The following is a 12389-nucleotide window of genomic DNA, read 5'->3' as shown; positions in this document are numbered from 1 at the left end:
GGAGGACGACGTGCGCGACGCGGAGATCCTGGTCGGCTACGACGGCTCCACCGACGCCTCGGTAGCCCTGAACTGGGCAGTGGAGGAGGCGCGGCACAGCGGCCAGCCGGTGCGGCTGGCGTACGTCTTCGAATGGCTGACCGTGGCCAGTTGGGTCGGCCCGGGCGTGGCCCCCGGCGTGTGGCCGGACGACACCGCCCGCCGGCAGGTCGAGGACCTGGTCCGCAGGGCCGCGGCGGACGCCACCGCGGCAAACCCTGGGCTGACCATCACCGGCGAGGTGTACGACGGGCCGCCCGCGCTGGTGTTGCAGGAACGCTCGGCGGAGGCCGGGATGCTGGTGCTGGGCAGCCGGGGTCACGGCGGCTTCGGCGGCCTGCTGGCCGGGTCGACGGCGGTCTCGGTCGCGGCACACGCCCACTGCCCGGTCGTGGTGGTCCGGGACGGGGCCGACAGCGCCGCTACCGACACGTCGGGCCGCCCGGTGGCGGTCGGGGTGGACGGTTCGCAGCCTTCGCTGGTGGCGCTCGGCTTCGCGGCCGAACGGGCGGCGCAGCGGCAGCTGCCGCTGCGCGTCCTGCACGCCTGGACACCGGGCCCCGGCGGGGCGGCCGGGGTGCCCGCCGAGCGGGCCGCCGTGGAACAGGCGCTGGAGCCGTGGCGGCGAACATTCCCCGAGCTGGCGGTGACCGTCGACCTGGAGTCGACAAGCCCGGCCGCGATGCTGATCGAGGCGAGCCGGGACGCGCGGCTGGTGGTGGTCGGCAGCCGCGGCCGGGGCGGCCTCGCGGGGATGCTGCTCGGCTCGGTCAGCCAACAGGTGATCCAGCACTCCCACTGCCCGGTCGCGGTCGTCCGAGAACGCTGACCGGAGCCTCAGGCCATGAGCGTGCGGCGCCTGGTGCTGGCGCGAACTCGGGCCGAAATCCTCATCGCTCAAGATAGCCAATCCCGAGATCGGCCTCGCGGTCAGGCTTCTGCGGCTATTCGCCGAGCCAAGCGTTCATACACGGGAGCGGCAAACGCCTATTCGACATCTGCCGCTCCCACTGTCATCGGGCCGACAAACGCTCCCGAACAACCTTATTAACAAGATCAATTTCGACTAGATTAACGGTCCGTCAAGAACATCGTATTCACAGTAGAGACCGACCAGGTATTGCTTCGAGTATTCCCCTCCCTGCGCGATGTTCTGCGGCAACCATTCGTCCGGTCCGGGATCGAGGTCAACCACGCATCGCCCGGAAGAACAGTCAAGATTCAACCCATCCGACAAAACTGTGTACGAGTACTTGGCGCTCGAAACGAACTGGTACTCACTGACTCCCTTGACGATCAAGCGGACGAGTCGCCATTCGTTAGCGCTTGCGTCCATCGCCTGAATTTCAACGGAAGCGGTGCGATCACCGATCGGAACACGAGGTAGGTGCAGGCGAACTCCAGTGATAACGCCATCCTCGAAGCGAATAAACCGCTCCAGGAATGACTGGACATCGCGTTGTTCGAGCCGCGCAGACACCTAAATACCCTCCTGTGAGCTCATGGCCTCAGATTCCACCCGGGCGGAAGGTCCGGACCTGGAATATGCGGAGCACCCGCACCATGCCCACCACCGGGAGTGCCGGGCGGGTCAATGATGTGGCCATGCGGACCGCCTGTTCCATGGTCCTTGAAATCATAGTGCCCAAATGCATCGCCATCCCCATTGTAGATCGTGTTCTGCACTGGGGTTCCATCTCCGCCCGTACGGGTGTAAACGGAATTCGGCTCCCCGCCGGTCCACGGGGGCCGACCCGTTCCGGACATATGACCACCTATTGGAAGCCCATCGTCGCCGAGTGGGATCCTGGCATCGACCGGGCCATATGGTCGATCCGCCATCGACGGTGCGGGCGTGAAGCCGTCACCGCAGTTGTGAACCAGGACCGGCGTTTTGCCCGCCACCACATAGTACGTGTGGATGTCCGCGACCGTGAGGTCGTGCATCGACTTCAGGCCGGCATACGACCGGACGGCCTGGACGGTTACCGCCTTGCCATCCAGGGCCCGCAGCGACTCGCCGACCTGCACATCCGCGGCATCGATCCAGTCCTTCCGGTCCTCGCTCCAGAACGGGTGGTGCTGCGTGGTCTTGATGACGGAAGGCTCGGCGCCGGCCGCCACGACCGTCAGGTCCGTCAGGTCCGCATCCTCGTTGCGGTGGGTGCGGGTGACCTCACGAGCCGCGGTCTCGCCGGTCTCCGGGTCGGTGGCCAGGACCAGGTCGCCTTCTTGCAACTTCTCGATGGCTTCGTAACCACCGCTGGCCAGCACCACCTTCGTTCCCGGCGCGAAGCTGTGTCGTTTGACCAGGCAACTCTCGGCTGCCTTCAGGACGTTGTCGGCCCATTTCGTGTCCTCGGACCATTTCAACAGGGCCTTGCCGGCCCTGGCGATCGTGTTGGCCATCGGCTTGGCCTTGCGGAGGAACTGGAGGGCCTTGGTCGCCGGCAGCATTCCGGCGAGTGAGAAGGCGCAGGCCATCAGATCGCCGTGGATGCAGTCCAGGATGTCGTTGATGCCGAAGAAGTCGAGCAGAAGCTTTCCGCCGGCCTGGATGATGATCGAGATGGCGTTCTGCTTCTTGACTTCCTTGGCCCGCTTGATCTCCTCGTTGGTCGGGCCGCCGTTCTTGCCGCCGCCCCTGCCGCCCTTGTCGCCACCGCCGCCGTTGCCGCCACCAGCATCATGCGCGGCGTGCGCCTCTGCCCAGTCGTCGTCGCCGCAACTGCCGCCGCAACCGTCGTTGTCGCCCGCGACCTCGACGTAATTGCCGTACATGTCCTCGTAGTCGGCGCCCGGGCCGCAGGCGTCGTCCGAGCAGGACCGGAGGCCGCTCGGGTCGGAGAACGTGATCGGGCTGTTGTTGCTGTAGGCATAGGCGTTCCACTGCTGCGGATCGGCCAGGTCCTGCACCGGGTCGACCGAGATGAACCGCCCCAGACCGGTGTCGTACTGCCTGGCTCCGATGTTGGTCAGGCCGGTCGGGTCCTTGTCGCCTCCGACGAAGCCCTTGTTGTTGGTCCACTGCGGCTGGCTGCCGCGAGGATCGCCGTACGGGGTCTGGCGGCGTACGGTGACCGCCTGCGACGCCGCGTTGATGCCGGTCTGCTGGGTGCCCTGGTGGTCGGAGTAGAGCCAGGTCAGCGCGCTCGGCGTACGGTTGGCGACCATCTTGCCGGCGAAGCTGTAGTAGCGGGTGCCGGTGATGACGGAGTTGTTGTCCCGCCGGATCTCCTGGCCCGGCAGGTAGAGCGTGCTGCCGGTGGCGTCACGCCGGATCAGGCGCGCGCCGTCGGCGTCGTAGATGTTGGTCTCGACGGTCTGACCGCCGACCTTCACCGTGGCGAGCTTGCCCTCGGCGTTCCACGTGAGGGTCTGCGAGTTCGCCGCCGTCGCGCAGTTGTTCGCTGTGGTGGCCGCCGGTCGGCAGGTCATGTTGCCGACGTTGTCGTAGGCGTACTGGGTCGTGACGGCGGGTTGGCCGGGCGCCTCCGTGGCGACCGAGGTGACGGCGTGCGGCCGTACGACGTCCTTGCCGCTGGTCGGCGTCGTGTAGTCGCGCTTGGTGTCGCCCGCCGCGGTGTGCACCTTCTCCGTGCTGCGGTTGCCGACCGCGTCGAGGGTCCACTCGTGCCAGTACGGTGCCGGCCCGCCCAGGTTGGGCACGCTCGGATCCGCCGCGCAGTCGACACCCGTCTTGGGCGTCCAGGCGTTGGTCATCCGACGCAGGTCGTCGTAGCGGAAGCACTGGGTGTCCGCCGTACCGACCTGCGGGGTGTCCTTGATCCAGAGGATGTTTCCGATGGCGTCACGCTTGTAGTTGGCGTCCACCACCGTGCCGGCGCCGGTCTCCGGCTTGACCGTCATCCGGTCGACGCGCCGGGTGGTCAGGTCGTAGTAGGTGTTGTCCTCGACGTACACGCCGCCGTCGGTCTTGCGGGTGGTGAGGGTCGGCTCGCCGTACTGGGTGTACTGCTGGCCGATCACGTAACGGCCCACGTTGATCAGGTTGGTTGCCAGCTCCGTGGGCAGACCCGTCGTCGAGTCGTACTTCGTCTCCACCTTCTCGGTGGTCAGACCGCCGCCACCGGGATAGGTGATCGACGTCGGGCTGCCGTTGTACGGGGAGTATCCGTAGGCGTAGGACCAGGTGCCCGCGAGGTTCTGAGCCTCGTTGGTGGGGATGACGTAGTTCGCGCCGTCCGGCTGGTAGCGGTCGGTGAAGTCGCTCACCTGCCACTTGTAGGCGTTGGCCGATCCTGCGGACTCGTACCGGATGCTCTCGGTCAGTTGACCGCGGACCGTCTTGCCGCTGTAGAGCTTGTCGTACTTCCACTCGGCCAGCTTGTTGCCGGCCGCGACGCTGCCGGCGTAGAGGCCCTTGCGCCGCCCCATGGCGTCGTAATCGTTCACCAGGACGTTGTTGGCGGCGTCGGTGGTCCTCTCCACCTGGTCGTACTGGGTGTACGACATGGTGGTGGTGCCCTTGTCCGGGTCCTTCGCGCTGATCTGGCGACCCTTGATGTCGTACGCGTTCACCCACTCGTTTCCGCCGGTGTCCCGGACGAGGGTGAGCTGGTTCTTGCGGTTGTAGGTGTAGGTCGTGACGATGTCCGGCTTGACCTGGGTCTTGTCGGCCCGCTGCCGCAGTTCGATCGTCCGGCCCTGCACGTCGGTCTTGGTGGTGGTGACGGTGCCGCCCTCCGGCGGGGTCACCACTGTGGAATCGCCGAGGTACTCGGTCCTGGTGCGCCACTTCTCGACGAGGTTGGTGATCCCGTCGGTTCCGAAGAACACCTGGTCGGTCGTGCGGGAGGCGTTGTCGTAGACGGCCTTCGACACGGCCGGCACCGACCACTCCGGCTCCCACCAGAGCGCGCCGGCGGGCGCGCCCGGCTCGGCATGCGCCTGGTAGGTGGTCACGGCCCGACCGGTCGCGTCGTAGAGCGTGTCGGTGACCACCCGGTCGCCGCCGACCCCGGCAATCTGTGTCTGGCGGGGCCGCAGGAAGGCGTCCTTGATGTCGTACGAGGTCAGGTAGCCGCCGCCGGCGTTGAGCACCCGACTTCTGGTGTACGGGTAGGCGTCCCGGTTGGGCGCGTACGAGTAGGTGTAGTCGACCGACGGGCTGGTCGGGTGGGCGGTGCGCGGCCAGCCGACCGCCCAGCCCTTGGCGAGGCGACCCATCGGGTCGTACTCCATGTCGGTGAGCCGACCGTTGTAGTCCTTGGTCTGGATCGGCTGACCCCAGTAGGGCCGCGTCTCGATGGTGTTGACCCAGTCGACGCTGCCGCCGTTCGGATCCGGGGTCTTGGTGGTCACCGTCATGACCGGCCCACCGGTCGCAGGGGTGTACGCCGTCGTCACCGTACGGCCACGCGCGTCGGTGGCGGTCTTCGGCCGCCCGTACACGTCGAAGGTGGCCTGGCTCAGGGTCTGCCAGACGGTGCCACCGCCGACCGACCAGTCCTGGAGCCGGTCGATCCGGGTGACCTCACCCCGGCTCGGTGGGGTGTCGACGCTCGTCGCGCCGTCGTAGAACTTGCGCTCGTCGGCGACGATGTCGTCCTGGCTGGCCGGCGCGGTGGCGCAGGGCACCGCCTTGACGGTGATCTGCTTGACCGTCTGGATCAGGTTGGCACCGGTGTTGCGGTTGTAGAGATAGGTGGTGCACGTCTCGTCGCCGGTCTTGGCCACGTCACCGTCGGACTGGATCGTCTTCGTGCTGCCGTAGGTGCCGTCGAAATTCGACACGCTGCGTGACGTCCGCCAGCCGGAGGCGCCGTTGACTCCGAGCGCCACGGCGTTGTAGGTGATCGCCGTGTTGACGTACCGGGCGGTGACCGTGTCCTTGTTGATGGTGCGGGTCGCTGTCGCATCCGAACGCCACGGCACATTGACCGTCTTGCTGACCGGCTTGGTCTTGGTGCCGTTGTAGACGACCTGCTCGCGGACCATGCCGGCGAACTGGTCCTCGTCGTACACCGTCTCACCGCCGAGCGAGGCGCCCACCGTGACGGTGCGGGTGTCACCGTTCGCGTTCAGCCGGTCACCGTGCATGCCCCGCAGGAAGGTCGTCTCGGTCAGGGTCTGCGCCGGAGCGTCGCCCTTGCGTACCTGCACCTGGCCGTAGCCGCGGAACTGGTTCCACGTCTTGCGTTTCGGCTTGACCAGGCCGTTGTCGTCGGCGTAGTGCCAGGCCGGGTTGCCGATGTAGTCGTAGTACGTGTTCTGCACCGGCTGGCCGTGGTCGGTGCCGCCGACCTTGACCATGATGTCGGACTCGGAGACCTGTGTGACGACGTACTTGTGCCAGTACTCGGTGAGTTCCTTACCCGGTTCGTACGGGTCCGGTCCGACCACCGGGTAGCAGAGGCGGGTGTTGTTCTCCGGGGAGGACGGCAGGCTGCTGCTCTTGCAGTCCTCCTGGCTGTACGTGACCTGGATCTTCCCACCGGTCTCGGTGATGATGTTGCCGATCCGCATCCGGTTGTTGCTGGTGTTGTTCTTGCTCAACACCCGGTTCCGCTTCGAGATCGGCTCGAAGGTCACCGGCGGCATGACCTCCGTGCCCCCGACCAGGCCCTTGTGCACCAACGAGTCCAGCCACATCCCGGCGTGGTCGCTGCCGTCACCGACCGAAGGGTAGGTGTGGCCCAACGTCCAGGAGTCGACCGGCTGCCAGTCGTCGGGCGTCTTGGTGGTGTCCCAGACCTTCGTGGTGACCGCCGACAGCCGCTTGGTGGTCCAGAACGTCGGGCCGTAGTTCTCCTTGCAGTCCGCCGCCGCCGCCGTGCACTCCTGGTCCCAGGGAACGTCCTTCCAGTTGCCCCGGTTCGTGCAGTCGACGGTGCAGCGGTTCGCGATGTCGAGGACGACCTGGGCCAGCGGCTGGACCGAGCGATCGGTGCTGCCACGGTCCCAGGTGCCGTAGTCGATCCGCCGCAGCGAACCGCCCCGGGTGTAGAGCGCCTTGTTGGTGGACGTGGCGTTCTTGGCGTAGTAGTTGTCCTCTTTCTCGTACCAGTACGACAGCGTGTTGCCACGGGGGTCGACGACGTAGTCGAGGTTCCACCGCCAGGTCTGGTTGCAGAACGACGAGGCGAACGTGCCCGCGTTGCACGGCTCGTTGGTGTGGTTGCCGGCGACGGGGACGTTCCACGCGGAGTTCGTCGTGGTGCTCTGCCCCGGCAGGCTGTTGAGGCCGAAGAAGTACTGCATGCCGTCGGGCGTCGTCACCTTCCAGTGTTCGCCGTCGTCATCGCCGTTGGCGGCACTGAGCTTCTTCTCGATCTTCGAGCCGTCCTCGTTGCGGCTGTGCCAGCCCTTGCCGGTTTCGAAGATCAGCTCCCCGCCCCGGCCGTTCAGCGACATGGTGGCGTTGTCCGACCGCCAGCACTGGTCGCCGGTACGGTTGGTGCTGTTGTTTCCGCCGCTCATGTCGTCGGCGCACGGCACGTAGCTGCGCTCGATGTAGCCGGACCAGAGGCTGAAGCCCTCGCCGGCCCAGGACGGCTGACTGTTTGACGCGTCGGACTGTCCGTCGACGGCGTCGGAGGTGTAGGAGAGGCCGAGGCTGGGTGCCGGGCCGCCGATCGCCGGCGGCATCCGCATCGGGTACGACCAGGAGAAACCACCGGTCGACGTGCCCGCCGACCAGGTGGCGCTGGCCGCCATCGGCGTGGCGGAGAAGTCACCCTCCGGACCCGAACTGCCCGCGGCGAGCGCGACCAGTGTGGACGCCGCCCCGGTGGAACGCGCCGTCGAGGCGCCGGCGGTGACCGGCACCTCGGCGCTGACCGAGCCACCGTCGTTGTGGGACACCAACGGCGTGGCGGCACAGTCGGCCCGCTCCGGGGTGCGCAGTCCACACTCCGGCACCTGGAACAGCCGCAACCGGGATGCCCAGTCGCCGCCGAAGGCGTCCCGGAAGCTCCGGTAGTCCACCGAGACGGTGGCCGCACCCGGCTGACCGAGGGCTGCGGACGAGGTGGTCGCCGAGCCCTGACCGGCCTCGTCGACCCGCAGCATCAACCCGTCGCGCCACCGCGCCGGCACCGTCGCCCGGTTGAGCAGCTCGACCGAGACCGCAGAGGTCCGGGCACCCGCCGCACCGGCCGCCCGGGTGACCGACAGCGGCAGCGCACCGACCCGTACCGCCGCCGGCGCAGACCGGCGCTGCCCAGTCGGGGCCTCCGCCGGGAGCGTCACCGTGGCCTTGCCCGGCTTCGGCCACACCGGCGCGGCCGGCTTCGCGCTCGGCACCTGCCGGGTGGGCCATGCCTGACCGTCGGCCGTGGCGCCGTCCTTGTCGAGCTTCTCCCGTTGACCGGTCTGGGGCTTGGGGCTGGTCGGCGCGGCCTGCGCCGGGACCGACAGCCCGGTGACGACGAGCGCCCCACTGAGGATCCCTGCCACGATCGCGTGCATCCGATTATGCGGCTTATATGTCACTTTGGCCAGTTTTTTGGGGTAGCGAGTCACCATGCCTCCACTCACGAGGTGTCGTGCTGCGGGTAGCTGAGGGGTACGAGAGCGTCAGTCCTCGGGTGCTTCCACCGACTCCGGTGACTCCGCGTCGAAGAGCGTCTTGACCGCCACGTCGGTCAGCGCCCCCTGATAGAGGCCGAGCTTGTCGATGTCGCCCTGCCAGAGGTCGCCCCACCGCGGCGTCCCGCCCACCGGGGTGAAGCGGGCCGCACCGACGACGAGCGGACCGGTCGCGTTGAAGGCACCGGTGAAGGCGCCGCTGCCGTAGCCCTTGATGCCCTCCTGCTTTCCGTTGACGTAGAGCCGGACCTCGCGCCGGGACGCGTCGTAGACGGCGACCAGATGCGTCCACCTGGCCCGGTCGTCCTCCGTTATGACCCGCGACGACATCGGGACCTCGACGGTCTGGCCCGAGATGACGTCGTCGTCGACACCGAAGACGCTGAGACACCACCGGTATTCGGTCGTGCTGCCCACCGTGAAGGCCCGCTGGCCGAGGTAGAAGGCCGACTGTTGACTGCCGGCCTGGCTGACGGCGGTCATCGTGCCCAACGCCTCCGCGTCGGGTCGCACCCAGACCGACACGCTGAAGGACTGATCGGTCCGCAGCACGCGGCCGTCCTGCCAGACCGGGTTCTGCGGCTCGGCGAGATTGTCCTGTGAGCGCCCGTACTCCACGGTCTGCTGGGCGGGATCCTCGATGCCCTGCCGGTCCAGCGCCAGGAACTTGTCATCGGACAGCGAGCCGAAGTCGACGCCCTGGGTCAGCGCCAGTCGGCGGCCGAACTGGCCGTCCTCCGGCGCGCTGCACAGCGTGGGGTCGGACGACTCCTCGTAGCAGGCCATGCCGTTGGCGAAGCTCCAGTCACCCACCTTGATCGCCGCGAGCATCCCGGGCTCGTCGAAGCCACCGGAATCCGGGTCCTCGGCGAGCTGACCGATGAAGTCGTGCGCGACCAGCACCCGGTCATAGACCTGCACGTCGGCCAGGTTGCCCTTGAACCAGTTGATCGGAGAGCCCGCCCACCCGCGGCCGACGGTGAAGATGCCGCCCGCGCTCCAGGCCGTCGCGGTCCGGTCCACCTCGCCGGTGAGCGTGCCGTTGACGTACAGCCGGACCTTTCCGGCGGTCTTGTCATAGACGCCGGCGAGGTGCGTCCACCGACCGACGTCCGCGGCGGTCAGGGCGGTACTGACAGCGGGTCGGCTGGTGCTGGTGGTCAGGTCGGTGTCCTTCATCATGAACGACCAGCGGGGCGTCGCCGGGGAGCCCTCCAGTCGGGTCCCCAACTGGAACCCCGTGGTGCTGGTGCCCGCCTGCGCGGCGACGACCATGTCGCTCGTGGTCGGCAGCGCCCCCAGTCGCACCCAACCCGCCACGCTGAACGACCTGGTGGTGTCCAGCACCGGTCCGGCCGTCGCCAGGGCCGACGAGGTGCCGTTGAACGAGGCGGTCTCGCCACGGATCATCCGTAGGTCCCCCGTCCACGAGACGCTCCCCGAGGACAACGGGGTGCGGCCCGACGGCGGGGACTGCTGCATGTCGTCGAGCGCGTTCGCCGCCGTGACGCCGGGGTACGTCTCCAGACCCCAGCGGGCGACAGCCGGCGCCGCACGCGCGGCGGTGAACTCCAGCGAGCCATGCCCGACGTTGCCGGCACCGTCGGTGGCCGAGACGTAGAGGGTGTTCAAACCGTACTTCGGCACCACGAGCGAGACGACCGCCTGCATCACGCGGATCGGGGCGTTCGGTGGCACGTTCACAAGGCCGCTGGTCGCCGCGAGCTGCGTGGTGGCCGGGCTGGCCCAGCCGTACGCGACCTTCGTCACCGTGAGGTCGGTGGACCGGATCGTGAAGTTGGCCGTGCTGCCCGGCACCGTCGATCCGCCGCTCAGCACGGCGGTCACCGGTGGGACCTTGGTGTCCGCCAGGAAGGTGCACCAGTCGGACCAGACGCTGGTCTGGCTGTACGGCGCGGGGTCGGTGGCCTTGGCACGGAACGCGTACTTGACGCCCTCCCCGGCCGTCACCGCGGCCGTGGTCGAGCGCCCTCCGGCGGGGACCGACGCCCCGGCGGGAGCGGCCCGGCGGGGCGTCGAGGCGTCGATCAGACCGTTGGCGGGCACCTGGACCCACTCGTACCCCGTCGTCAGCGCCTGCGTGCCGTCGGCGTCCGGGAAGATCGCGGAGAAGGTCGGCTTCAGCGTGCCGATGACGAGCGTCGTGTTGGCCGGGCAGGCCACACCCGCGATCTGCAGGTTGTTCGGCTTGCCGGGGATCGAGTCGAAGTCGACCACCAGCTTGGCGTTGCCAGGAAAGAACTTCTTGTACCGGTCGGTGGTGCTCTCACCCGAGCCGTCGGTGGCGCTACAGGCGCAGAAACCGAAGGTGATGTTTGTGGCGCTGCTCGTCGCGGACGACTGGATCACGCTGGTCACCGCGGACCCGGTGAAGTTGACGGTCATGTCGGGTTGCGGGGAGTCGGAACACCCGGAGCCCTCGTTGGCGTGCGAACTGGCCGAGGACTTCAGGCCGATCAACTTCGGTGCCCACTTCGTGCGCGGCGTCGAGGCGATGACCCCCGAGTGGTAGAGGTAGGTCGGGGTGTTGCCGCAGGACCAGGAGTGGTCCAGCTTCATCTGCACGTACGCCGACTCGATGTGCTTACCCCGGACAGTGGTCAACGGGAAGTCGAAGTAGGACCGGTACAGTTTTCCCGAATCCGGGTCTCTGCCCACCCGGGCGACCGAGGTGTCGGTGTTGTTGCTGTTGTTGTTCGTCGAGTACGCCCAGCGTGACTTGCCGGTGGACCAGGCGGGGTCGATGTAGACCGGGAAGGTGGCGTTCCCCGGTGCGAGCAACGTGGTGTCCGGACGCAGCAGCAGGTCCCCGTCGGCGACCTCGACAGCGACGGCGGCGGTCCGTGCCGCGTCACCGGGCGCCGCCGCTGACGACGGCCCACCACCGGAGCCCGAATCCGCCGCCGAGGTCTGCGCCGAGCGGCTGCCCGCCGGCCCGGTAGCGGAACGGGAGTCCCACATGACGGCGTTCTCCGCGGCGGCGAGGACCTCGCCGTCCGCCATGGCGGACAGGTTGCCGTCGCGCCCTCGTACCACCCGCGCGTCTCCACCCAGGTCGAAGCGGAGTTCGCGCAGGCGCGGATCCGCTGCCGCCTCGGGGGTCTTGACCACGAAGACGTGCGTGAAGCCCGTCCGGGTGGCGCGCAGCACGAGGTCCGTGCCCGGCAGCACCTCCACGTAGGTCGCGGCGTCGCCGGACACCGACGGGCGCGGAAGGCCGCCGGGCCACGACAGGGAGAACGACCTGCCCTGCCGGGACAGGATCACCGCCGGGGCGGCTCCTCCGGCGGAGAAGCGCACGTCCGCGACCGACGCGGCGGGCCGCCAGCCACCCGAATCCTCGATGAGCGTGAGGTCCACGTCAGCCCAGGAGCCGTTGGGTCGGTGCACACGCTGCGGCTGTACCGCCATTTCGGCGGTGAAGTCACCCGACGGATTCGCGAAGACCTGGGTCAGCTCGGTTCGGGCCGACGCCACCTCCACCCGCTGGCCCGAGCGGCGCGCCGCAACCGCGGCGGACCCCGCGTCGGCCGCCTCGGAGACCCGGGTGGGCGGCTGTGCCGCGGCGGGCGGTGCCGCCTGCGCTGGCACCGCGAGGCTCGACGCGCCGAGCAGCGCGACCACGGCACCAACAACCGGTCGAGATTGTCTGGAAAGGAACGCAGGCAGCAGCCAGCGGCTAGCAGTCATCAAAAATCCCCCGTGGCAATGAGAACTAGTCGGCCGAACTGTAGGGATGCCGCACATGTTTGTCTATGCCGTTGACCATGCGTTAT

At 68.2% G+C, this 12389-nt stretch carries 4 protein-coding genes; 1 reads left to right on the top strand and 3 read right to left on the bottom strand.

What is annotated here, in order from left to right; all coding sequences use genetic code 11:
• The first annotated feature begins 10 nt into the window (after positions 1–10).
• Positions 11–868 (top strand): universal stress protein, encoded by an 858-nt coding sequence (locus tag ABZ794_RS21040; protein ID WP_210786682.1) that lies wholly within the window; start codon positions 11–13, stop codon positions 866–868.
• Between the two features lie 237 nt (positions 869–1105).
• Here ABZ794_RS21040 and ABZ794_RS21035 read toward each other — a convergent pair whose 3' ends face one another.
• From ABZ794_RS21035 to ABZ794_RS21025, 3 genes are all read right to left on the bottom strand, one after another.
• Entirely contained in the window at positions 1106–1519 is a 414-nt protein-coding gene (locus tag ABZ794_RS21035) for a hypothetical protein (protein ID WP_210786684.1), read from the bottom strand.
• A 20-nt stretch (positions 1520–1539) separates the two neighbouring features.
• Positions 1540–8472 carry a polymorphic toxin-type HINT domain-containing protein gene (locus ABZ794_RS21030; RefSeq protein ID WP_210786686.1) on the bottom strand — a complete coding sequence of 2311 codons (6933 nt, stop codon included), beginning with the start codon at positions 8470–8472 and terminating at the stop codon, positions 1540–1542.
• A 108-nt stretch (positions 8473–8580) separates the two neighbouring features.
• Complete coding sequence (locus tag ABZ794_RS21025) at positions 8581–12303, bottom strand: LamG domain-containing protein (RefSeq protein ID WP_210786688.1); 3723 nt, start codon at positions 12301–12303, stop codon at positions 8581–8583.
• Positions 12304–12389: the final 86 nt, after the last annotated feature.

This window comes from Micromonospora sp. NPDC047187, from assembly GCF_040643355.1.
Taxonomy (GTDB): domain Bacteria; phylum Actinomycetota; class Actinomycetes; order Mycobacteriales; family Micromonosporaceae; genus Micromonospora; species Micromonospora salmantinae.
The sequence above is the reverse complement of the archived record's forward strand: the minus strand, read 5'-3'. Positions and strand labels throughout refer to the sequence as shown.